This window comes from Streptomyces sp. NPDC005004 (assembly GCF_053600675.1).
The window spans coordinates 1-21,319 of record NZ_JBSGAH010000022.1; the positions used below are offsets into that span (position 1 = coordinate 1).

General features: G+C 71.3%; 21 protein-coding genes and 1 pseudogene. 14 read left to right on the plus strand and 8 right to left on the minus strand.

The features are described 5' to 3' along the window. Positions 1 to 91, minus strand: a pseudogene (locus tag ACWEEU_RS25980) (VOC family protein); the annotation flags it as partial. Positions 92 to 153: 62 nt separating this feature from the next. Here ACWEEU_RS25980 and ACWEEU_RS25985 point away from each other — a divergent pair. Beyond that, positions 154 to 468 (plus strand): hypothetical protein, encoded by a 315-nt coding sequence (locus tag ACWEEU_RS25985; RefSeq protein ID WP_199586535.1) that lies wholly within the window; start codon positions 154 to 156, stop codon positions 466 to 468. A gap of 192 nt (positions 469 to 660) precedes the next feature. After that, the gene (locus ACWEEU_RS25990) at positions 661 to 1,767 is read left to right on the plus strand and encodes an amidohydrolase family protein (RefSeq protein WP_385745920.1); all 1,107 of its coding nucleotides are present in this window, start codon (positions 661 to 663) and stop codon (positions 1,765 to 1,767) included. 20 nt (positions 1,768 to 1,787) lie between these two features. Here the strand turns inward: ACWEEU_RS25990 and ACWEEU_RS25995 are convergent, their stop codons facing one another. The 4 genes from ACWEEU_RS25995 to ACWEEU_RS26010 all read right to left on the minus strand — a co-directional run bounded on the left by ACWEEU_RS25995 (position 1,788) and on the right by ACWEEU_RS26010 (position 5,475). After that, a complete protein-coding gene (locus ACWEEU_RS25995) occupies positions 1,788 to 2,798 on the minus strand; it encodes a COX15/CtaA family protein (RefSeq protein WP_451735392.1) in 1,011 nt (336 codons plus the stop codon). A gap of 106 nt (positions 2,799 to 2,904) precedes the next feature. After that, complete coding sequence (locus ACWEEU_RS26000) at positions 2,905 to 3,621, minus strand: ABC transporter permease (RefSeq protein ID WP_451735394.1); 717 nt, start codon at positions 3,619 to 3,621, stop codon at positions 2,905 to 2,907. Positions 3,622 to 3,704: 83 nt separating this feature from the next. Further along, positions 3,705 to 4,628, minus strand: a complete 924-nt coding sequence (locus ACWEEU_RS26005; protein ID WP_451735301.1) for an ABC transporter ATP-binding protein — start codon at positions 4,626 to 4,628, stop codon at positions 3,705 to 3,707. A gap of 31 nt (positions 4,629 to 4,659) precedes the next feature. Then, positions 4,660 to 5,475, minus strand: a complete 816-nt coding sequence (locus ACWEEU_RS26010) for an aminoglycoside N(3)-acetyltransferase (protein WP_451735303.1) — start codon at positions 5,473 to 5,475, stop codon at positions 4,660 to 4,662. Between the two features lie 182 nt (positions 5,476 to 5,657). Between ACWEEU_RS26010 and ACWEEU_RS26015 the strand changes: the two genes are divergently transcribed. The 11 genes from ACWEEU_RS26015 to ACWEEU_RS26065 all read left to right on the plus strand — a co-directional run bounded on the left by ACWEEU_RS26015 (position 5,658) and on the right by ACWEEU_RS26065 (position 15,294). Further along, positions 5,658 to 6,392 carry a helix-turn-helix transcriptional regulator gene (locus ACWEEU_RS26015; protein ID WP_366803964.1) on the plus strand — a complete coding sequence of 245 codons (735 nt, stop codon included), beginning with the start codon at positions 5,658 to 5,660 and terminating at the stop codon, positions 6,390 to 6,392. After that, positions 6,389 to 7,810, plus strand: a complete 1,422-nt coding sequence (gene sufB, locus ACWEEU_RS26020) for a Fe-S cluster assembly protein SufB (RefSeq protein WP_385745914.1) — start codon at positions 6,389 to 6,391, stop codon at positions 7,808 to 7,810. The genes ACWEEU_RS26015 and sufB overlap by 4 nt, the downstream gene beginning before the upstream one ends. A gap of 60 nt (positions 7,811 to 7,870) precedes the next feature. Further along, positions 7,871 to 9,091 (plus strand): Fe-S cluster assembly protein SufD, encoded by a 1,221-nt coding sequence (gene sufD, locus ACWEEU_RS26025; RefSeq protein ID WP_385745912.1) that lies wholly within the window; start codon positions 7,871 to 7,873, stop codon positions 9,089 to 9,091. Then, positions 9,088 to 9,414 (plus strand): non-heme iron oxygenase ferredoxin subunit, encoded by a 327-nt coding sequence (locus ACWEEU_RS26030; RefSeq protein ID WP_018545775.1) that lies wholly within the window; start codon positions 9,088 to 9,090, stop codon positions 9,412 to 9,414. Before sufD ends, ACWEEU_RS26030 begins: the two co-directional genes overlap by 4 nt. Before the next feature lie 7 nt (positions 9,415 to 9,421). Further along, positions 9,422 to 10,186 (plus strand): Fe-S cluster assembly ATPase SufC, encoded by a 765-nt coding sequence (gene sufC, locus ACWEEU_RS26035; RefSeq protein WP_451735306.1) that lies wholly within the window; start codon positions 9,422 to 9,424, stop codon positions 10,184 to 10,186. Further along, positions 10,183 to 11,439: a cysteine desulfurase gene (locus ACWEEU_RS26040; RefSeq protein ID WP_385745908.1), complete on the plus strand. Its 1,257-nt coding sequence runs from the start codon at positions 10,183 to 10,185 to the stop codon at positions 11,437 to 11,439. The genes sufC and ACWEEU_RS26040 overlap by 4 nt, the downstream gene beginning before the upstream one ends. A 16-nt stretch (positions 11,440 to 11,455) precedes the next feature. Beyond that, entirely contained in the window at positions 11,456 to 11,923 is a 468-nt protein-coding gene (gene sufU / locus ACWEEU_RS26045) for a Fe-S cluster assembly sulfur transfer protein SufU (RefSeq protein ID WP_385745906.1), read from the plus strand. Further along, the gene (locus tag ACWEEU_RS26050) at positions 11,920 to 12,252 is read left to right on the plus strand and encodes a metal-sulfur cluster assembly factor (protein WP_199586546.1); all 333 of its coding nucleotides are present in this window, start codon (positions 11,920 to 11,922) and stop codon (positions 12,250 to 12,252) included. Before sufU ends, ACWEEU_RS26050 begins: the two co-directional genes overlap by 4 nt. Positions 12,253 to 12,372: 120 nt before the next feature. Beyond that, a complete protein-coding gene (gene dapD, locus ACWEEU_RS26055) occupies positions 12,373 to 13,359 on the plus strand; it encodes a 2,3,4,5-tetrahydropyridine-2,6-dicarboxylate N-succinyltransferase (RefSeq protein ID WP_385745904.1) in 987 nt (328 codons plus the stop codon). 187 nt (positions 13,360 to 13,546) lie between these two features. Next, the gene (locus ACWEEU_RS26060) at positions 13,547 to 14,107 is read left to right on the plus strand and encodes a SigE family RNA polymerase sigma factor (RefSeq protein ID WP_451735309.1); all 561 of its coding nucleotides are present in this window, start codon (positions 13,547 to 13,549) and stop codon (positions 14,105 to 14,107) included. After that, positions 14,104 to 15,294 carry a WD40 repeat domain-containing protein gene (locus ACWEEU_RS26065; RefSeq protein WP_451735311.1) on the plus strand — a complete coding sequence of 397 codons (1,191 nt, stop codon included), beginning with the start codon at positions 14,104 to 14,106 and terminating at the stop codon, positions 15,292 to 15,294. Before ACWEEU_RS26060 ends, ACWEEU_RS26065 begins: the two co-directional genes overlap by 4 nt. On the opposite strand, the gene dapA is transcribed toward ACWEEU_RS26065, so the two are convergent. Together dapA and ACWEEU_RS26075 are read right to left on the minus strand one after the other, a co-directional pair. Further along, positions 15,295 to 16,191, minus strand: a complete 897-nt coding sequence (gene dapA, locus ACWEEU_RS26070) for a 4-hydroxy-tetrahydrodipicolinate synthase (protein ID WP_451735313.1) — start codon at positions 16,189 to 16,191, stop codon at positions 15,295 to 15,297. Between the two features lie 77 nt (positions 16,192 to 16,268). Continuing rightward, positions 16,269 to 18,089, minus strand: coding sequence for an endonuclease/exonuclease/phosphatase family protein (locus ACWEEU_RS26075; protein ID WP_451735315.1), 1,821 nt, complete (start codon positions 18,087 to 18,089; stop codon positions 16,269 to 16,271). Positions 18,090 to 18,357: 268 nt separating this feature from the next. Between ACWEEU_RS26075 and ACWEEU_RS26080 the strand changes: the two genes are divergently transcribed. Next, positions 18,358 to 19,782, plus strand: a complete 1,425-nt coding sequence (locus ACWEEU_RS26080; protein WP_385745894.1) for a hypothetical protein — start codon at positions 18,358 to 18,360, stop codon at positions 19,780 to 19,782. Positions 19,783 to 19,845: 63 nt separating this feature from the next. On the opposite strand, the gene ACWEEU_RS26085 is transcribed toward ACWEEU_RS26080, so the two are convergent. Continuing rightward, positions 19,846 to 21,300, minus strand: coding sequence for an MFS transporter (locus ACWEEU_RS26085; protein WP_451735317.1), 1,455 nt, complete (start codon positions 21,298 to 21,300; stop codon positions 19,846 to 19,848). Between the last annotated feature and the right edge of the window lie 19 nt (positions 21,301 to 21,319).

The window sequence follows — 21,319 nt, forward strand, 5'->3', positions numbered from 1 at the left end:
TGTCCCGGAACCAGGCCCCCCGCTCGCCCCGGGCTCCCTTGCTCGGGTAGTTGCCCTCGATCTCGGCGATGCCGTCCCGGGTGCGGAAGCCGTGGCCAAGGCCACGCGCCCCTCCCTTCGCCGTTTCATCTACCCGTCGGTAGCATCCTGACCATGGCAGACACGGAGCAGGTTGACGCGAAGACCGAGCGCAAGGTGAAGCGCCTCGCCCACGAGATCGGCACCTTCGCCAAGGCGCACGGCGGGGCCGGGGGCAACGTGGCGTACCTCGGTGAGCGGGGGGCCCGGATCGCCCTCGTCGGCGAGGACGGGGAGTGGGGGAACCTGGTGGCGCCCAGCGTGGAGATCGGGCGGCAGGCGCTGGAGAGGGCGGGAGTCGAGATCCACGAGGAGTTCGACGGGGAGTTCGCGGCGAAGATCCGCACGAGCGCGTACGAGTGGAAGCGGATGGCCGGCATTCAGATCTGAGTCGGGGCGGGGGGTCCGCGCGTCGCGGGGTGCGGGCGTCGCGGGGTGCGGGCGCGCCGCGGCTTGTCGGGCCCACGCGGCGGAGCCGCGCACCGACAGGGTCCCACGCGCCTTCGGCCGGCGAGCGCCACCTGTACTCCCTTCGCGCCGTTAGGACGGTAAGGCAGCACACCGTCCTTACGGGAGCTCGGGATGATCGATACGGCGTCGCTCGTGGATCAGCACTGTCATGGGGTGTTGCGGACCGAACTGGGGCTCGGGACGTTCGAGACCCAGCTCGGGCGTATGGAGGGGCCACCCGCGGCGGGGACCACGTTGTTCGACACGCAGACGGGGTTCGCGGTGCGGCGGTGGTGTCCGCCGCTGCTCGGTCTCGAGCCGCACTGCGCGCCCGCGCGGTATCTGGCGCGGCGGCGGGAGCTGGGCGTCCTGGAGTCGGGGCGCAGGCTGCTGCGGGGGAGTGGGATCACGACCTATCTGGTCGACACCGGGCTGCCCGGGGACCTCACCGGACCCGACGAGATGGCCGCCGCCGGGGACGCCGAGGCACGGGAGATCGTCCGGCTCGAGCCGCTGGCCGCGCAGGTCGCGGACACCTCGGGCAGCGTCGCGTCCTTCCTCGCCAACCTGGCCGAGTCGGTGCACGGCGCGGCCGGTCACGCCGTCGCCTTCACGACCGGGGCCGGGTTCGCGGACGGCGCGGCCCTCTCGCCCGAGCCGCCCGGACCCGGCGAGGTGCGGGGCGCGGCCTCGCGCTGGCTGGCGGGGCGACGCGTGGGGGAGGCGCCGGCCGATCCGGTGCTGCTGCGCCATCTGCTGTGGACCGCCGTCGCCTCCGGACGTCCGCTCCAACTGCACGCGGGACTCGGCGCCCCGGGCGTGTCGGGCGTGTCGGCCGACCCCGGCCCGCTGACCGGCTTCGTACGGGCCACCGCCGGCCTCGGGACGGACCTGGTCCTGCTGCACGGCTACCCGCACCACCGGTACGCCGCCCATCTGGCCGCCGCCCATCCGCACGTCTACGCCGACTCCGGCGCCGCGCTCCTCCGTACCGGCGTCCGCGCGGCCACGGTGCTCGCGGAGATCCTGGAGCTGGCCCCCTTCGGCAAGATCCTCTTCTCCAGCGGGGCGCGCTCCCTGCCGGAGCTGCACGTCGTCGCCGCCCGGCTCTTCCGCGAGTCCCTGAACCGCGTCCTCGGCACCTGGGTCACCGACGGCGCCTGGTCGCTGACGGACGCGCGCCGGGTGGCCCGCATGGTGGCGGCGGAGAACGCGCTCAGGGTGTACGGGCTGGACTGAGCCCTGCGGGCCCGAACGTGTCAGGCCGAGGTGCCGACCGTGACCTCGGCCGAGGGGCCGGGCACCGCCACCGCGTCGGCGGGGCGCTCGCGCAGCGAGAGCAGGACGCGCAGCACCCAGATCCACATCACCGAGGAGCCCAGCATGTGCAGGGCGACCAGGGCCTCGGGCAGGTGCGTGAAGTACTGGACGTAGCCGATGACACCCTGCGCGAGAAGCACGACGAACAGCTCGCGGGTGCGGTGCAGCGGGGCCTTCGGGGCGTCGACCGCCTTGAGGACGAACCACAGGGCGAAGGTCAGCGTGACCACGATCCAGGCGAGCACCGCGTGCAGCTTGGCGACCGTCTCCCAGTCGACCGGGATGCGCTCGACCTCGCTGGAGTCACCCGCGTGCGGACCCGCGCCGGTCACCACCGTGCCGGCCACGACGAGCAGCGCGGACGCGGCGACCAGGAACCACACGAGCTGCCGTACCGCCCCGCCGACCAGCGGACGCGCCTCGCCGTCGCCCTCCCGGGTGCGCTGCCACATCACGGTCGCGACCGTGATCAGCGCGGTGGTGAGCAGGAAGTGCGCGGCGACGGTGTAGGGGTTCAGACCGACCAGCACCACGATGCCGCCGAGCACCGCGTTGCCCATGACCACCCAGAACTGGGCCCAGCCGAGCCGGGTCAGGCTCCGCCGCCAGGGCTTCGCGGAGCGCGCGGCGATGATCGCCCAGCCGATGGCGGCGCACAGCACGTACGTCAGCATCCGGTTGCCGAACTCGATCGCGCCGTGGAAGCCCATCGCGCGGGTCGTGGTCAGCGAGTCGGCGGTGCAGGTGGGCCAGGTCGGGCAGCCGAGGCCCGAGCTGGTCAGCCGCACCGCGCCGCCGGTGACCACGATGACCACCGCCATCACGAGTGCGGCGAGCGCGGCCCGGCGGACCGTACGGGGGTCCGGGGTCCAGCGCTCGGCGATGAAGGCGAGCGGGTTGCGCAGGGCCGCTGCGGTGTCGGCGGGGGTCAGCTTTGGCACGCGCGTAATAGTAGATGCCCGCTTGTGCACGCTTTCACTAGGGTCTGGGCTACGCCGGTTTCCCGAGGTCAGCGCCGTGCGCGGGTCAAGCGCCGCGCTGCCCGCCTCCAGCCGTCTACTCCCAGCGGAAGAACTTCCCCGCCGCCGCGAGCCCCACGACCGCCCACACCGCGAGCATCGCCAGGTCGCCCCAGGGCGTCCCGGCGCCGTGTTGGAGGACGTCGCGCAGACCGCCGGAGAGCGCGGAGATCGGCAGCAGGCCGAGCACGTGCTGTCCGGCGGAGCCGAACTTCTCCAGCGGCACGATCACCCCGCCGCCCACGAGCAGCAGCAGGAAGACGAGGTTGGCGGCGGCGAGCGTGGCCTCCGCCTTGAGCGTGCCCGCCATCAGCAGCCCGAGCCCGGAGAAGGCGGCCGTACCGAGGACCAGCAGAAGCAGGACCGCGGCCGGGTTGCCGTGCGGGGACCAGCCCAGCGCGAACGCGATGACCGTCAGCAGGATCACCTGGAGCACCTCGGTGACCAGCACGGAGGCGGTCTTCGCGGTCATCAGGGCCCAGCGCGGCAGCGGCGAGGCGGCGAGCCGCTTCAGGACGCCGTAGCGGCGCTCGAAGCCGGTGGCGATGGCCTGGCCGGTGAACGCCGTCGACATGACGGCCAGGGCCAGAACGCCCGGGGCCAGGAAGTCCACGGCCTTGCCGGGACCGGTGTCCGTGATGTCGACCAGGCTGAAGAGCACGAGCAGCAGGGTCGGGATGACCACGGTCAGCAGCAGCTGCTCGCCGTTGCGCAGCAGCATCCGCGTCTCCAGCGCGGCCTGAGCGGTGATCATGCGGGGGAGCGGGGCGGCTCCGGGCTTCGGGGCGTAGGCGCCCGAGGGGGTGGTGCCCGGGGCGGTCGTGTCCGCGGGGGTGGTCACGAGCGCAGCTCCTTGCCGGTCAGCTCGAGGAATACGTCTTCCAGGGTGTGCCGCTCGACCGAGATCCGGTCCGGCATCACCCCGTGCTGCGCGCACCACGAGGTGACCGTGGCGAGCAGCTGGGGGTCTATCTTGCCGGTCACCCGGTAGGAGCCCGGGGTCAGCTCGGCGGCCGTGCAGTCGGCGGGAAGCGCCTTGAGCAGTGCGGCGAGGTCGAGTCCGGGACGGCCGGTGAAGCGCAGGGTGTTCTCGGCGCCGCCGCGGCACAGCTCCTCGGGGGAGCCCTGGGCGATGACCCGGCCGCCGTCGATGATCGCGACGTCGTCGGCGAGCTGTTCGGCCTCGTCCATGTGGTGGGTGGTGAGGATGACCGAGACGCCGTCGGTGCGCAGGGCGCGCACCAGGTCCCAGGTGGCGCGGCGGGCCTGCGGGTCGAGCCCGGCGGTGGGCTCGTCCAGGAACACCAGCTCGGGGCGGCCGACGACGGCCATGGCGAGCGCGAGCCGCTGCTGCTGGCCGCCGGACAGCCGCCGGTAGCTCGTCCGCCCGCAGGAGCCGAGCCCGAGGCGTTCGATCAGCGCGTCCACGTCCAGCGGGTGGGCGTGCAGCCTGGCGACATGGCGGAGCATCTCGTCCGCGCGGGCGCCGGAGTAGACGCCGCCGGACTGGAGCATCACCCCGATCCGGGGCCGCAGCTCGGCGGACTGCTTCACGGGGTCGAGCCCCAGGACGCGCACCGTGCCGGAGTCCGGCTTCCGGTACCCCTCGCAGGTCTCGACGGTGGTCGTCTTGCCGGCCCCGTTGGGACCGAGTACGGCGGTCACCCCCGCCCGCGCCTCCAGGTCGAGGCCGTTCACCGCGGTCTTGGGGCCGTAACGCTTCACCAGGGCCTGTACCTGGACCACGGGCTCACTTCGCATGACCCAAGAGTCTAGGGAGCCGCGCGGGCGCTCAGGCGCGGGGGTCGGAGAACTCCTCCTCCCGGGGCCGGTGCACCGGGAGCCAGCGCTCGGCGTACGACACGGCGTCCGCCAGCGGGAAGAGCCGGACGTCGGCGGTGCCGATCCGCTCGCGCACGACAGGGCGGTCCCGCTCGAAGTCGTGGCCCAGCTCGTCGAACCGTTCCGAGTCGACGGACACGTCCGTCGCCTCTTCCCAGCCGCCGCCGGGCGCGGGCCGGCCGATGCGCTCGGACGGGGACGGTACGCGGTACTCGGCGAGGTGGAAGGCGGTGCAGGAGCCGTATCCCACACCGAGCAGCAGGACCCGCGCCCCGGCCCGCTCCAGCCTGGCCAGCGGGCTGTGCTCGCCCAGCCGGCAGTCGGGTGCGTGGCCTTCGGTGATCTCGGCGGCGCGCGGTCCGAGCGCGGCGAACGAGGTGTGGGCGTGAGCGCTGCGCCGGGCTCCGGGCCAGGTGCGGACGGTCTCCGGGATCGCCCCCATGCCCAGTGTGGGTGTGATCCGGGGGTCGTAGGCGGGCATCGTCGAGCGGATGTCGTCCCACCACTCCTCGGGCACCGGGGGATTGCGCCAGCGCGCCGGGTCGGACAGATCGGTCGAGTGCGTGGGGACCGTCAGCGTGCCGGTCGGGCCGAGGGCGTCGAGGAGTCCCTGGACGACGGCGACGGCGCCGCCGTTCACCCAGCCGAGGGAACTCAGCGAGGAGTGGACGAGGAGGGTCTCACCAGGCGCGACACCCATCTCGCGCAGCCGCGCGGAGATCGTGTCGCGGGTGATCAGGGGGCCGTTCGGAGCGGGCGCGGGCATGGCTGGAGTGTGCCCGCCGGGGTCGGGCGGGGCCACCGCTTTTGCCTGGTGAGGGGGTCGCCGATGGTGATCCGGAGATCGTTTCCGCAGGTCAGGTTAGGTGGGCCTAAGTGACGCAGGGCACCGTCCGCCCGGCGGGGCCCGGCTTGTCAGGCTCCGAAGAATTACGCAACAATGGCGTTGTGAAAAACGTCGGCGAGGCTCGGGAGACCCCGGTGGGTACCCCGCAGGAGGAGCTAGCGACCGGTGAGCGTTCGACGCGCAACCGGGTCGCGCGGTCCATCCTGGATCACGGCCCGTCCACCGTCGCCGAGCTGGCCGGGCGGCTGGGTCTGACCCAGGCCGCCGTACGCCGGCACCTCGACGCGCTGGCCGCCGACGACGTCGTGGAGGCACGCGAGCAGCGGGTGTACGGAGCCCGTACCCGCGGCCGACCCGCCAAGGTGTTCGCCCTGACCCCCTGCGGCCGGGACGCCTTCGACCAGTCCTACGACCAGCTCGCCGTGGACGCCCTGCGCTGGATCGCCGAGCGCGAGGGCGGGGACGAGGCGGTCGCCGCCTTCGCCCGCGCCCGGATCGCCGCCCAGGCGGACGGCTACCGCAAGGCCGTCGAGGGCGTCGCCCCCGAGCACCGCGCCGAAGCCCTGGCCAAGGCCTTGACCGCGGACGGGTACGCTGCTACAGCGCGCAGCGCACCGGTCGGCGAGCAGCTCTGTCAGCACCACTGCCCGGTCGCCCACGTCGCCGAACGCTTCCCCCAGCTCTGCGAGGCGGAGACGGAGTTCTTCGCCGAACTGCTGGGGACCCACGTCCAGCGGCTGGCGACCATCGCGCACGGCGACGGCGTCTGCACGACGTTCATCCCCAAGACCATCACCGACGCACCTGCAAGCACGGCCGGGAGGAACCCCGCATGACTCTCCCCACGGAGACTGCCCACCCCGAACTCGAGGGTCTGGGCAAGTACGAATACGGCTGGGCCGACTCCGACGTGGCCGGTGCCGCAGCGAAGCGTGGCCTGAACGAGGCCGTCGTCCGTGACATCTCGGACAAGAAGTCCGAGCCGGAGTGGATGACGAAGCTGCGGCTCAAGGGCCTGAAGCTGTTCGAGAAGAAGCCCATGCCCAACTGGGGCTCGGACCTCTCGGGCATCGACTTCGACAACATCAAGTACTTCGTGCGCTCCACGGAGAAGCAGGCGGAGTCCTGGGAGGACCTGCCCGAGGACATCAAGAACACCTACGACAAGCTCGGCATCCCGGAGGCGGAGAAGCAGCGCCTGGTCGCCGGTGTCGCCGCGCAGTACGAGTCGGAGGTCGTCTACCACCAGATCCGCGAGGACCTGGAGGAGCAGGGCGTCATCTTCCTGGACACCGACACCGCGCTCCGTGAGCACCCCGAGCTGTTCAAGGAGTACTTCGGCACGGTCATCCCGGTCGGTGACAACAAGTTCGCCTCGCTGAACACGGCCGTGTGGTCCGGCGGCTCCTTCATCTACGTGCCGAAGGGCGTGCACGTGGAGATCCCGCTCCAGGCCTACTTCCGTATCAACACGGAGAACATGGGCCAGTTCGAGCGGACCCTGATCATCGTCGACGAGGGTGCCTACGTGCACTACGTCGAGGGCTGTACGGCCCCGATCTACAAGTCGGACTCGCTGCACAGCGCGGTCGTCGAGATCATCGTCAAGAAGAACGCCCGCTGCCGCTACACGACCATCCAGAACTGGTCGAACAACGTCTACAACCTGGTCACCAAGCGCGCCGTGGCGTACGAGGGCGCGACCATGGAGTGGATCGACGGCAACATCGGCTCCAAGGTGACGATGAAGTACCCGGCCGTCTACCTGATGGGCGAGCACGCCAAGGGCGAGACCCTCTCCATCGCCTTCGCGGGTGAGGGCCAGCACCAGGACGCCGGCGCCAAGATGGTCCACATGGCGCCGAACACGTCGTCCAACATCGTCTCCAAGTCGGTGGCGCGCGGCGGCGGCCGTACCTCCTACCGCGGTCTCATCGAGATCGGCGAGGGCGCGGCCGGAGCGAAGTCCAACGTGCTGTGCGATGCGCTGCTGGTCGACACCATCTCCCGTTCGGACACCTACCCCTACGTGGACGTCCGCGAGGACGACGTGTCCATGGGCCACGAGGCCACCGTCTCCAAGGTCTCCGAGGACCAGCTCTTCTACCTGATGAGCCGCGGTCTCTCCGAGTTCGAGGCGATGGCGATGATCGTGCGCGGCTTCGTCGAGCCCATCGCCAAGGAGCTGCCGATGGAGTACGCGCTGGAGCTCAACCGGCTGATCGAGCTGCAGATGGAGGGCGCGGTCGGCTGACCCGCCGACCCGCACCCCGTCCGGCCCCCTACGCAAAGGAAAGCGAGCACTACGACAGCCATGGCTGAGGCTCAGAACTCCCCCACTCTCGGCTCCGAACGAGCGGGGGGACCCCCGCCGGTGGGCTCCACCACCGCCGGCTCGATCGCGGTCGCCGCGGAGTCGACCGTCGTCTCGCGCATGAGCGCGCCCCCCTCCTTCGACGTGACGGACTTCCCCGTCCCGCACGGCCGCGAGGAGGAGTGGCGGTTCACCCCGCTGGAGCGCCTGCGCGGTCTGCACGACGGCACCGCCGTCGCCACCGGCGAGGGCGTGAAGGTCGCCGTCGAGGCGCCCGAGGGCGTCATCGTCGAGACCGTCGGCCGCGACGACGCCCGGATCGGCAAGGCGGGCACCCCCGTGGACCGCGTCGCCGCCCAGGCGTTCTCCGCCTTCGAGCAGGCCGGCGTGGTGACCGTCCCGAAGGACACCGTCCTCACCGAGCCGATCCGCATCGCGGTGCACGGCGAGGGCGGGACCGCCTTCGGCCACCAGGTGATCGAGCTGGGTGCCTTCGCCGAGGCCGTCGTGGTCATCGACCACACCGGTGACGCGGTGCTCGCCGCCAACGTGGACTACGTCCTCGGTGACGGCGCCAAGCTGACCGTCGTCTCCGTCCAGGACTGGGACGACAAGGCCGTGCACGTCGCCCAGCACAACGCGCTGATCGGCCGGGACGCCTCCTTCAAGTCCGTGGTCGTCACCTTCGGCGGCGACGTGGTCCGCCTGCACCCGCGCGTCGAGTACACGGGCCCCGGCGGCGAGGCCGAGCTGTTCGGCCTGTACTTCACCGACGCGGGCCAGCACCAGGAGCACCGCCTCCTGGTCACCCACAACACCCCGCACTGCAAGTCCAACGTCGTCTACAAGGGCGCGCTCCAGGGCGACAACGCGCACGCCGTGTGGATCGGTGACGTGCTCATCGAGGCCAAGGCCGAGGGCACGGACACCTACGAGATGAACCGCAACCTCGTCCTCACCGACGGCTCGCGTGTCGACTCGGTGCCGAACCTGGAGATCGAGACCGGCGAGATCGTCGGCGCCGGTCACGCCTCCGCCACCGGCCGCTTCGACGACGAGCAGCTCTTCTACCTGATGGCCCGCGGCATCCCGGAGCACGAGGCCCGCCGTCTCGTGGTCCGCGGCTTCTTCGCCGAGCTGGTCCAGCAGATCGGTGTCACCGACATCGAGGAGCGCCTGCTCGCCAAGATCGAGGAGGAGCTGGAGGCGTCGGTCGGATGACCACCAGCAGCTTCGTACGCGCCTGCGGGCTGAGCGAGCTGTCGGAGGACACCCCCAAGCGGGTGGAGCTCGACGGCACGCCGGTCTCGGTCGTGAAGACCGAGGGCGAGGTGTACGCGATCTACGACATCTGCTCGCACGCGAACGTCTCCCTCTCCGAGGGCGAGGTGGAGGACGGCCAGATCGAGTGCTGGCTGCACGGCTCGTGCTTCGACCTCCGCACCGGCAAGCCGTCCGGCCCGCCCGCGACGCGCCCCGTCCCCGTTTACCCCGTAAAGATCGAAGGGGACGACGTGCTCGTCTCCCTCTCCCAGGAGTCCTGAGGCATCCATGGCAACGCTTGAAATCCGAGACCTGCACGTCACCGTCGAGGCCGACAACGCCACGAAGGAGATCCTCAAGGGCGTCGACCTCACCGTGAAGCAGGGCGAGACGCACGCCATCATGGGCCCCAACGGCTCCGGCAAGTCGACCCTCGCCTACTCGCTCGCGGGTCACCCGAAGTACACGATCACCGGCGGCACCGTCACCCTCGACGGCGAGGACGTCCTCGCGATGTCCGTCGACGAGCGCGCCCGCGCCGGCCTCTTCCTCGCCATGCAGTACCCGGTCGAGGTCCCCGGTGTCTCCGTCTCCAACTTCCTGCGCACCTCCGCCACCGCCATCCGCGGCGAGGCCCCCAAGCTGCGCACCTGGGTGAAGGAGGTCAAGGAGACCATGGAGCGCCTCCACATGGACTCCTCCTTCGCCGAGCGCAACGTCAACGAGGGCTTCTCCGGCGGTGAGAAGAAGCGCCACGAGATCCTCCAGCTCGAACTGCTCAAGCCGCACATCGCGATCCTGGACGAGACCGACTCCGGCCTCGACGTGGACGCACTGCGCATCGTCTCCGAGGGCGTCAACCGCGTCCGCGAGACGGGCGAGACCGGCACCCTGCTGATCACGCACTACACGCGCATCCTGCGGTACATCAAGCCCGACTTCGTCCACGTCTTCGCCGGCGGCCGCATCGTCGAGTCCGGCGGTCCGGAGCTGGCCGACAAGCTGGAGAACGAGGGCTACGAGGCTTACACGAAGGGCGGCGTAACCGCGTGACACAGATGCCGGGCCTCCTCGACACAGAGGCGATCCGCAAGGACTTCCCCATCCTGGACCGCCAGGTCCACGACGGGAAGAAGCTCGTATACCTGGACAACGCGGCGACCTCGCAGAAGCCGCGCCAGGTGCTGGACGCCTTGAGCGAGTACTACGAGCGGTACAACGCCAACGTCCACCGCGGCGTGCACGTGCTCGCCGAGGAGGCCACGGCGCTGTACGAGGGCGCGCGGGACAAGGTCGCGTCGTTCATCAACGCGCCCAGCCGCGACGAGGTGATCTTCACCAAGAACGCCTCCGAGTCCCTCAACCTCGTGGCCAACATGCTCGGCTGGGCCGACGAGCCCTACCGGGTCGACCACGAGACCGAGATCGTCATCACGGAGATGGAGCACCACTCCAACATCGTGCCGTGGCAGCTGCTCGCGCAGCGCACGGGCGCGAAGCTGAAGTGGTTCGGCCTCACCGACGACGGCCGTCTCGACCTGTCCAACATCGACGAGATCATCACCGAGAAGACGAAGATCGTCTCCTTCGTGCTGGTCTCCAACATCCTGGGCACGGTCAACCCGGTCGAGGCGATCGTGCGCCGCGCCCAGGAGGTCGGCGCGCTGGTCTGCGTCGACGCCTCGCAGGCCGCGCCGCACATGCCGCTGGACGTCCAGGCGCTCGGCGCCGACTTCGTGGCCTTCACCGGCCACAAGATGTGCGGTCCGACCGGCATCGGCGTGCTCTGGGGCCGCCAGGAGCTCCTGGAGGACCTGCCCCCGTTCCTGGGCGGCGGCGAGATGATCGAGACCGTCTCGATGCACTCCTCGACCTACGCCCCGGCGCCGCACAAGTTCGAGGCGGGCACCCCGCCGATCGCCCAGGCGGTCGGTCTCGGTGCCGCGATCGACTACCTCGACTCGATCGGCATGGACAAGATCCTCGCCCACGAGCACGCCCTCACCGAGTACGCGGTGAAGCGGCTGGGCGAGGTCCCCGACCTGCGCATCATCGGCCCCTCCACGGCCGAGGACCGGGGCGCGGCGATCTCCTTCACGCTCGGCGACATCCACCCGCACGACGTGGGCCAGGTCCTCGACGAGCAGGGCATCGCCGTGCGCGTCGGCCACCACTGCGCGCGGCCGGTCTGCCTGCGGTACGGAATTCCGGCGACCACCCGGGCGTCGTTCTACCTGTACTCCACGCCCGCCGAGATCGACGCACTGGTCGAGGGGCTGGAGCACGTACGGAACTTCTTCGGCTGACGGGACGAGCGATCGCATGAAGCTGGACTCCATGTACCAGGAAGTCATCCTGGACCACTACAAGAATCCGCACGGGCGTGGCCTCAGGGACGGCGACGCCGAGGTGCACCATGTGAACCCGACCTGCGGCGACGAGATCACCCTCCGGGTGAAGTACGACGGCGGCCGGATCGCCGACGTGTCGTACGAGGGGCAGGGCTGTTCCATCAGCCAGGCATCCGCCTCCGTGCTCAACGAACTGCTGGTGGGCAAGGACCTGCCCGAGGCGCAGAAGATCCAGGAGACCTTCCTGGAGCTGATGCAGTCCAAGGGCCGGATCGAGCCCGACGACGCGATGGAGGAGGTGCTGGAGGACGCGGTCGCGTTCGCCGGTGTCTCCAAGTACCCGGCCCGCGTCAAGTGCGCCCTCCTGAGCTGGATGGCGTGGAAGGACGCCACGGCCCAGGCGCTGGGTGGCGCCGAAGCCGAAAGGAAGACGGCATGACCGACACCGCTGAGATGAAGCCGGCCTCGGAGGAAGAACTCCGCGAAGCCCTGTACGACGTCGTCGACCCCGAGCTGGGCATCGACGTCGTCAACCTCGGCCTGATCTACGGCATCCACATCGACGACTCCAATGTCGCGACGCTGGACATGACCCTGACCTCCGCGGCCTGCCCGCTCACGGACGTCATCGAGGAGCAGGCCAAGTCCGCCACGGACGGCCTGGTCAACGAGCTGCGCATCAACTGGGTCTGGATGCCGCCGTGGGGCCCCGACAAGATCACCGAGGAGGGCCGCGAGCAGTTGCGGGCCCTCGGGTTCAACGTCTGAGGTCCCCTCGGGCTCTTTGTGAGCGAGGCGGCGGCGCCTTCGGGTGCCGCCGCCTTCGCACACCCGGCGCGAGCGCGCGCGGGTGCGTACCTGCCCCCACCCCACGTTAGGTTTGCACGTATGACCGACACCGCTTCCCGTACCACCGGCGCCGTCGCCGCCGGTCTCGCCACCATCGCCGCCGACGGCACCGTCCTCGACACCTGGTTCCCGGCCCCCGAGCTGGTCGCGGAGCCGGGCCCGTCCGGCACCGAGCGGCTGTCGGCCGACCGGGCCGCCGAGTACCTCGGCGACAAGGTCGTCGCCGCGCTCGGCCCGGACGCCCGCCGGGGTGTCGACGTGGTCGCGGTGCGCACGGTCATCGGCTCGCTGGACGAGAAGCCGGTCGACGCGCACGACGCCTATCTGCGCCTCCACCTGCTCTCCCACCGTCTGGTCAAGCCGCACGGCGTGAGCCTGGACGGCATCTTCGGCCACCTCGCCAACGTCGCCTGGACCTCGCTCGGCCCGGTCGCCGTGGACGCCATCGAGACGGTACGGCTGAACGCCCGCGCCGAGGGCCTGCACCTCCAGGTCACCTCGATCGACAAGTTCCCGCGCATGACGGACTACGTCGCCCCCAAGGGCGTGCGCATCGCCGACGCCGACCGCGTCCGCCTCGGCGCGCACCTGGCCGAGGGCACCACGGTCATGCACGAGGGCTTCGTCAACTTCAACGCGGGCACGCTCGGCACCTCCATGGTCGAGGGCCGTATCTCCGCGGGCGTCGTCGTGGGCGACGGCTCCGACATCGGCGGCGGCGCCTCCACCATGGGCACCCTCTCCGGCGGCGGCAACGTCATCATCACCATCGGCGAGCGCTGCCTGGTCGGCGCCGAGGCGGGCGTCGGCATCGCGCTGGGCGACGAGTGCGTGGTCGAGGCCGGCCTCTACGTCACCGCGGGCACCCGCGTCACCCTCCCCGACGGCCAGATCGTCAAGGCCCGCGAACTCTCCGGCGCCTCCAACATCCTCTTCCGCCGCAACTCGGTCACCGGCGCCGTCGAGGCCCGCCCGAACAACGCGGTGTGGGGCGGCCTGAACGACGTGCTGCACAGCCACAACTGACCGGCTGCCGCCGTCCCTTCACCGAGCGCCCTTCCACCGCCCCTCCGGGGGCCGGCCGGGAGGGCGCTCGGGTGTGTCGCGGGAAAGACTTCTTCTTCGTGCTCACCGGCATAGCGGGGCGGACCCGCGCGTCACAGGGGGTGCAGGGGCCGGGCACAGGATCGGTCCGGGGAAAGAGAAGGTGACGATGGATGCCGAAAGCCAGGAGAGCTTCCGGGAATTCGTGGCGAGCAGGTCGTCCGCCCTGCTGAGGACGGCCGTGCTGCTGGCCGGCGGCGACCGGCACGCGGCCGAGGACCTGTTGCAGAACGCGCTCGTCAAGGCGGCCGGACACTGGCACCGGATCGACGAACCCGAGCCGTACGTACGGCAGATCCTGTACCGGCAGCAGATAGGCCGCTGGCGCCTGAAGTGGCGACGGCGCGAACTCAGCGTCGCCGAACCGCCGGAGAGCCACGCCGCCCCGGACGCCGCCTCGTCCGCCGCCGAACTGCGTCTCGTGCTGCGCGCCGCGCTCGCCAGACTGACGGCACGTCAGCGCACCATGCTGGTGCTGCGGTACTACGAGGACCTCCAGGAGGCCGACGTGGCCCGCCTCCTCGGCTGCTCCGTCGGCACCGTACGGTCCACCACCCACCGCTCCCTGGCCCGACTGCGCGCTCTCGCACCCGAGTTGGCCGCCCTGGGCCCGGCGGCGGCCGAACAGCAGCCGTCCCGTGACTTCTCGCCCGTGGAGGTGCGTCCGTGAACGTCGACGAATTCGTGCGCGACACCCTGCGGGAACAGGCAGGTGAACAGCAGGCGGCACCGCCCGGGTTCGCCGATCGCGTGCTGGCCGTCCGCCGTCGCCGCCGCACTCGCAGGCTCGCGGCCGTCGCCGCCGCGGTGGCGATCGCGGTCGCGGTACCGCTGGTGGATTCGAGGTGGACCGAGGTGCTGCCCGCGAGCGTGGTCGGGCCCGAGGGGGGCGGCGTCACGGCCCACCCCGACCAGTCGCCACCCCGCGACATGATCGCCGCCGGGCGGACGGCGCTGGCCGCGTACTACACCCTGAAGACCGTGAAACACGGTGCCGACCGGGCCGTGGCCACGCGCACCTACTGGCTGCTGAACCCGAAGACGCGGACGTACGAGAGGACGGCCAAGTGGTCCTGGGTCGCCGTCGCCCCCGGGCTGCGGACCGCCGCCGTCCTCGAACAGGGCCTGCCCACCCACCGGATCGGCCTGCTCGACCTCGCGTCCGGGCAGATCAAGCGGTGGATCTCCGTCGACCATCCGGTCGGGGGGCTCGCCTTCTCGCGGGACGGCACCAAGATCGTCGCGACGGCCTACGGCGGCAACCCCGACGAGCGGTACAAGATCGAAGGTGTCCCGGATTGGCAGACGGACCCCCGGGCGGCGGACCGCAATGGCTTCCTCGTCGTCGACGTGGCCTCGGGCAGCAGTTCCTGGGCCGAGGTCGGCGGGGACGTGACCAACCTCAACAGCCGCCAGGACTTCGCCTTCAGCCGTGACGGACGGTTCGTCTGGAGCGGCGCGGACACCCCGTCCGGCCACCAGTACTTCGACCGGCAGGGAAACGAGGTCGAAGCGCCGTCGGGGGAAGGGCAGGTGGACTGGTTCGTCGCCGCGGGTCTCTCGCCCGACGGCAAGCGCGTCGCCGGGGACTTCGCGGGCGAGCGGATGAAGACCTCCTCCTGGATCCTCGATCCCCGCACCGGCCGGCACATCACCGAGGTGCACGGTCAGCAGCTGCTCTCCTGGGCCGACGACAACACGCTGGTCGCCTGGGACACGGGCGGCAAGGGGGGCGAGTTCCACAACCGGCTCGTGCTCGTCACGATCGGCAGCGACAAGGTCGTACCGCTGAGCGGTTTCCGCACGGGGAACGCCGCGGCGGCGGGGCGTTGGATGCCCGTCTTCGCCGACCGCTGATCACGCCGGCCCCGCGACCCGTTCGTACTCCGCGCGCAGCCCCTCGACCGTCTCGCGGTCGGCGGGCAGCAGCGGGGCGCGTACCGGGCCCGCGGGGAGGCCGAGTTCGGCGAGGAGGGCTTTCGTCGTGACCGTGCCGGGCAGGCCGGCGTTCATCATCGTCTCGATGAACGGGGTCGCGCGGAGCTGGAGTTCGGTCGCGCGCGCCGTGTCGCCCGAGTCGAACGCGTCCAGGATGGCGGCGACTTGGCGCGGTACGGCGTTCGCGACGGTGCTCACGCACCCCGCCGCGCCCACGGCGTACAGGGCGAGGATGTGTTCGTCGCAGCCCGCGTAGTAGGCCAAGTCGGTCGTGGCCAGCACCTTTTGGGCGCCGAGGAAGTCGTAGGAGCAGTCCTTGACGGCCACGATGCGGGGGTGGGCGGCGAGGCGGATCATCGTCGCGGGTTCGATGCGGGTGCCGGTGCGGCCGGGGATGTCGTAGAGCATCAGGGGGAGTCCGGTCGCGTCCGCGATCCGGCGGAAGTGGGACTCGACCGATGCCTGCGGCGGCTTGCTGTAGTACGGCGTGACCACCAACGCGCCGTCGGCGCCAGCCTTTTCGGCCGCTCGGGTCAGTTCGATCGTGTGGGGGGTGTCCGCCGTGCCCACGCCTGCGACCAGGGAGACCCCGGCGCCCACCGCCGCGCGGACCGCCGCGATCAGCTCGGCCTTCTCCGTGTCCGTGGTCGTGGGGGACTCCCCCGTGGTGCCGTTCAGGACCAGGCCGTCACAGCCCTCCGCCACCAGATGGGCGGCGAGGCGGGCCGCCCCGTCCACGTCGAGCGCGCCGGCCGGCGTGAACGGGGTGACCATCGCGCAGAGCGTACGGCCGAAGGGTGCGGTGCGAGGCGTCATGGACGTAGTCTCGGCACCCTCGACCGTAAAGCTCCACTTAAATCTGCTGCCAGGTATCGCTAAGCAACCCTGAAGGGTTACGGGCGGAAGCGCAGCACCTGCGGGTCGTGGTCGCTGATCTGGTCGTGGAACTCCGAGTTGATGTGCACGCTGTCGTACGCGAAGGAGCCCTCCCGCCTGATTTCCGGGCTGATCAGGATCTGGTCCAGGACCTGCGCGTTGCCCTGGTAGTCGTAGGTGTAACGCTCCTTCTTGGGCAGCGACTTGATCGCCGACCAGAGTTCGCCGTCGCCCTCCAGGATCTTGGCGGTGTCGGAGAACTCGAAGTCGTTCATGTCGCCGAGCGCGACGACGTTCGCGTCCTTCTGGACGGACAGGATGTCCTTGACGAAACCGTTCACCAGGGTCGCCTGCGCGTGCCGCTGCGTCTCCGAGCTGCGCGTCGGCGGCTGGTACTGCGCGGTCAGCGGCTGGTCCCCGCCCTTGGAGTTGAGGTGGTTGGCGATGACGAAGACCGTCCTGCCCCGGAAGACGAACTCGCCCGCCAGCGGCTTGCGGCTCGACTTCCAGGCCGCGTCGGACGGGGCGATCCGGCCGGGCGAGGCGGTCAGATGCGCCTTGCCGTGGTCCTTGGTCACGCCGACAGCGGTCGTGGAGTCGCCGCCCGCGCGGTCGACGAAGGACACCCGCTCCGGGTTGAACAGGAACACCTGGCGGATGTTGCCACCGGGCTCGCCGCCGTCCTGGTCGTTGACGGGGTCGATCGAGCGCCAGTCGTAGCGCGGGCCGCCCGCCGCGACGATCGCGTCGATGAGCTTGTTCACGGTCACGCCCGCCGACACCGTGCCGTCGTCGGTGGCGCCGTTGTCGTCCTGGATCTCCTCCAGGGACACGACGTCGGGCGAACGCAGGTTGTTCACGATCGCGGACGCGTGCTGCGCGAAGGTGTTGTCGGAGGGGTCCAGGTTCTCGACGTTGTACGTCGCCACCGCGAGCTGCCCCGCGGACTGCCTGCGCGTCGTCTCCCGCTCCAGGCCGCCGCTCTCAAGCGTGCCGAGGCTGCTCGCGACGAGGGTGTAGCCGCCGTACTGGTTGAAGTCCAGCGGGCCGGTCGTGGCGCCCTGAAGGGTGTCGCCGACGTTCGCCTGCGGGAAGTCGGCGGTCGCGCCGAGCGACTGGATCTGGAGACGGCCGGTGTTCTGCGCGTCGTACGAGCCGTAGAGGGTGCCGCCGCGCCGGGTGCGGTGCTCACCGGGCTTCACGGTGACCCACAGCTCGCTGTAGGGGTCGGTGCCGGTTACCACACGGGTGTTCGCGACCTGGACGTTCATGCCCTCCAGGGACTCGTAGTAGTCCAGGGCGTAGGTCGAGGGGTCGAGCTGCTCGCTGTTGACGGAGCCGTTCGCGTCCCCGGCGGGGGTGTAGCTGTCCGGCACCGAGTGCTTGCCGATGACGACCGGGGCCGGGACCGGGTTGCCGGTGGAGACCGTCGTGACGACCGGCTTGGTGATCTCGGTCAGCGACTGGTTGCCCGAGGCGGTGCCGCCCGGCACGTACTCGGACACCGTGCCCGAGACCGTCACCGAGTCGCCGACGGCGGCCTTCGGCGCGGAGCTGGTGAAGACGAACACGCCCTCACTGGTGGCCGGGTTGTCGTCCGGCGTCGGGTCCTGGAGCCAGAAGCCCTTGGACGAGCCGTAGCCCCGCACGGCCGTGACGATGCCCGGCACGTCCGCGACCTTCTGGCCGGCGTACGGCGAGATACGGGTGGTGCCCTGGATGTCGTGGACGCGCACCGCGTCCGCGTGCGCGGGCGAGGTGAGGACGACGACGGACGTCGCGCTGCACACGGCGGCGACGGTGAGCGCGGCGAGACGCGCGGAAGACCTGCTCGGCAAGGGATGCCTCCGGGGACGTACGAGAACGCCGGAACGAGGGTGGAAATACGGTTGCGTGTCGGGCCGGTGGCCCTCCGTGACGCGCGCAGAACCGAGCGAACAGGAGTCCCCCCGACTTCTACGCGCGTCAATCTCCTGCCTGACGGCGGGAGTTGTCAAGGTTCACGCCATGGACGGGTGATGACGCACGGATGAACTGGGGGACCGTGGAGGAAACCCGTCTAGGCTGAGCGGTCGAGCCCGTTCACGGTCCGAGGAGAACCAGCCGATGTCAGACAGCGCACCCCTGCCGCCCGTGCGGCTGCGCCCCGAAGCGGAGCTGGCGCGCGCCGCGCTGTCCACCCCGCTGCTCTCCCGCGCCGCCCGTCTCGCCCGCTGGGCCGGTCCCGAGACCCGGGTGGACGCGGGCGGCAGCCTGGTCGAGGAGCAGCTCCCGGCCGCCGCCGCGCTGCTCGGGCTGGACGACGAGGACGCGGCCGCCGACGCCGCCGGGGCGTGGCGGGTCGCGGTGGACGCCGGGCTGGTCGAGATCACCGACGAGGAGGCCGGGACCGTGGCGCCCGGCGAGGGCCTCGCCCTGCTCACCGGCTCCCCGCAGGACGTGCTCGGCATCTGGCTGGCCGCCCTGGAGACGGTCCTCGCGGACGCGAGCGTGCCCGACCTCGACGGTCTGGTCGACGCCCTGGAGGAGGGCGGCGAGATCGACTTCGCGTCGCTCGGCTGGGACCCCGAGGCGGAGGCGGAGTTCCTCGACAACGTCCTCGGCAATCTCTATCTGCTGTCCGCCGGCGAGGACGGTCCCGGCGAGAGCCCGGTGCCGCTGCCCGCCCTCGCCGCCTCCGTGATCGTGCCCGGCGACATGGAGGACCCCAGCGACGCCGTCCTGGAGCAGGTCTCCGACGCGATGATGCGTCTCGACGACCAGTTCCGGCTGCTCGCGCCGGTCGGCGTGGTGGAGTACGAGCCGATGGACGAGGCGCTGCTGGGCGATGCCGACACCGAGCCCGCCGCGCCCGTGGACGAGGACGACATCGCCCGCTACGGCATGGTCCGCCTCACCCCGCTCGGGGTGTACGGGATGCGCGCCCGGCTGCTGGAGGCCGGGTTCGAGGCGCCGGCGGTCGGCGACTTCGCGGACAAGGGCGCCGACGCGCTGCTCGACGGCACCGCCGGGTTCGGCCCGCGGGCCGCGCTCGCCGAGACCGAGCGGTGGCTCGCCGAGCGCGAACCGCTGGCCGCCGCGCGGGAGTTGCTCGCGGCCGCGCGGGGCACCGACGCGGGGGCCCCGCTGCGGCGGCTGCACTGCCAGCAGGCGCTGTCCCTGGTCGGTCCGGAGGCGGACCCCGCCCTGCGCGAGGTACTGGACGACCCGGAGCTGGGCGGCCTTGCCCGGGTCTGGCTCAGCGAGCGCGGCGCGGCCGATGTGCCCCCGCCCACCGAGGACCTGGTGTTCTGGCTGACCGTCGACACCGTCGCCGCCCAGCTCCAGGCCGAGGGGAACTCCGAGGAACTCCAGGCACTGGTCGAGGGACTGGCCGCCCAGCACAGCGGCTTCTTCGCCGCCGCCTGGCGCGTGGACCACCCCGCGACCCCGGAGGTACTGGAGGCGATGGGCCGGCTCCACCCGGACAAGCGGGTGGCGAAGGAGGCCCGCAAGGCGGCGTTCAAGGCACGGTCGCAGCAGGGGCTTTGAGCGAGGTGACCGCGGTCCGCCGTCCGAGCGGGCCTACGGCGTTCTCCTCGGGTTCGCGGCCGCTCACGGCGTCCTCCCCGGGCCCGCTGTCCGCCGCCCGGTGAGGACCACGGCCGCCGTCGTCAGCGCCGCCACCGCGATCAGCGCGCCCGCGCCGAACGCGTGGGCCGCGCCGTGCACCAGGACGGCGTCCGGGGAGCCGGTCGTGTGCCGGGTCGCCGTTCCGTAGACCGTGACCAGGACGGACAGGCCGAGCGTGCCGCCGATCCACTGCAGGGTCTGGAGCAGTCCGGACGCCGCGCCCGCGTCCGCCGGGGCGACGGCGGCCAGGATCGTGGCGTTCAGCGGCATGAAGCTCAGGCCGACGCCGAGGCCCAGGAGCAGGAGCGGGCCGAGGAGTCCGGCGGCGTAACCGTCCCCCGGGTTCAGGGTCCACAGCAGGACGCTCGCCACGGCGACCAGAGTCATCCCGGTCAGCAGCACCGGCTTGGCACCGAACCGGGCGAGCAGGCGCGGCACGAGCCGTACGGTCGTGAACATCACCAGGGTCATCGGCAGGAAGGCGACTCCGGTACGCAACGGACTGTAGTCCAGGACCTGTTGGCAGATCAGGGTGAGGAAGTAGAAGGCGCCGAACATCCCCGCCGGGAGCAGCAGGATGCCCGCGTAGCCGCCCGCGCGGTCGCGGTCCGCGAACAGGCGCAGTGGCAGGACCGGTTGGGGCGTGCGGGCCTCGACGAGGGCGAAGCCGGTGAGGAGGGCGGCGGCGGCCGTGAAGCCGAGCAGGGCGCGGGTGTCGCTCCAACTCGCCTCCGAGACACGGATGAACGCGTACACCAGCGAGGTCGTCCCGGCCGTACCGGTGAGTGCCCCGGCCAGATCGAAGCGGCCCGCGTGGCGTGGGGTCTCGGTGACGGACCGGGGGAGCGCGCAGGCGACGGCGAGGCCGATGGGCACGTTGACCAGCAGGGCCCAGCGCCAGGAGGCGAGCGAGGTGAGGGCGCCGCCGAGGAGCAGACCGAGCGAGCCGCCGACGCCGCCCATCGCGGCGTAGACGCTCAGGGCGTGGTGGCGGCGCGGCCCCTCGGGAAAGTTGGTGGTGATCAGGGCGAGCGTGCTCGGTGCGATCAGCGCGGCGCCGACTCCCTGGAGCGCGCGGGCGGCGAGCAGCCAGCCGCTGTCCGGGGCGAGCCCGCCGAGCAGGGAGGAGAGGGCGAACAGCAGGGTGCCCGCGGTGAGGGTGCGGCGACGCCCGGCGATGTCGCCGGTCCGGCCGCCGAGCAGCAGCAGGCCGCCGAACGCGAGAGTGTAGGCGTTGAGGACCCAGGACAGTCCGGTGCGGCTGAAGTGGAGGTCCGAGGCGATGTCGGGCAGTGCGACGTTGACGACGGTGGAGTCCACACCGACCATCAGGTAGGCGGTGACGACGACGAGGAGGGTGAGGCCGGGCGGCCGCTCGGTCGTGGATAAGGCGGTGGCGGCGTCGGGTGTGCTGGACAGGTTGGGCGGGGTCGGCATGAGGGCGCTCCCGGTTCTG

What these genes read in the sequence shown, in the direction of transcription:
- ACWEEU_RS25985 (WP_199586535.1), top strand. Translation starts at nt 154, where the DNA reads ATGGCAGACACGGAGCAGGTTGACGCGAAGACCGAGCGCAAGGTGAAG.
- sufB (WP_385745914.1), top strand. Translation starts at nt 6,389, where the DNA reads ATGACTCTCCCCACGGAGACTGCCCACCCCGAACTCGAGGGTCTGGGC.
- ACWEEU_RS26060 (WP_451735309.1), top strand. Translation starts at nt 13,547, where the DNA reads ATGGATGCCGAAAGCCAGGAGAGCTTCCGGGAATTCGTGGCGAGCAGG.
- sufD (WP_385745912.1), top strand. Translation starts at nt 7,871, where the DNA reads ATGGCTGAGGCTCAGAACTCCCCCACTCTCGGCTCCGAACGAGCGGGG.
- ACWEEU_RS26030 (WP_018545775.1), top strand. Translation starts at nt 9,088, where the DNA reads ATGACCACCAGCAGCTTCGTACGCGCCTGCGGGCTGAGCGAGCTGTCG.
- dapD (WP_385745904.1), top strand. Translation starts at nt 12,373, where the DNA reads ATGACCGACACCGCTTCCCGTACCACCGGCGCCGTCGCCGCCGGTCTC.
- ACWEEU_RS26010 (WP_451735303.1), bottom strand. Translation starts at nt 5,475, where the DNA reads ATGCCCGCGCCCGCTCCGAACGGCCCCCTGATCACCCGCGACACGATC.
- ACWEEU_RS26050 (WP_199586546.1), top strand. Translation starts at nt 11,920, where the DNA reads ATGACCGACACCGCTGAGATGAAGCCGGCCTCGGAGGAAGAACTCCGC.
- ACWEEU_RS26005 (WP_451735301.1), bottom strand. Translation starts at nt 4,628, where the DNA reads ATGCGAAGTGAGCCCGTGGTCCAGGTACAGGCCCTGGTGAAGCGTTAC.
- ACWEEU_RS26000 (WP_451735394.1), bottom strand. Translation starts at nt 3,621, where the DNA reads ATGATCACCGCTCAGGCCGCGCTGGAGACGCGGATGCTGCTGCGCAAC.
- ACWEEU_RS26085 (WP_451735317.1), bottom strand. Translation starts at nt 21,300, where the DNA reads ATGCCGACCCCGCCCAACCTGTCCAGCACACCCGACGCCGCCACCGCC.
- sufC (WP_451735306.1), top strand. Translation starts at nt 9,422, where the DNA reads ATGGCAACGCTTGAAATCCGAGACCTGCACGTCACCGTCGAGGCCGAC.
- ACWEEU_RS25990 (WP_385745920.1), top strand. Translation starts at nt 661, where the DNA reads ATGATCGATACGGCGTCGCTCGTGGATCAGCACTGTCATGGGGTGTTG.
- sufU (WP_385745906.1), top strand. Translation starts at nt 11,456, where the DNA reads ATGAAGCTGGACTCCATGTACCAGGAAGTCATCCTGGACCACTACAAG.
- dapA (WP_451735313.1), bottom strand. Translation starts at nt 16,191, where the DNA reads ATGACGCCTCGCACCGCACCCTTCGGCCGTACGCTCTGCGCGATGGTC.
- ACWEEU_RS26080 (WP_385745894.1), top strand. Translation starts at nt 18,358, where the DNA reads ATGTCAGACAGCGCACCCCTGCCGCCCGTGCGGCTGCGCCCCGAAGCG.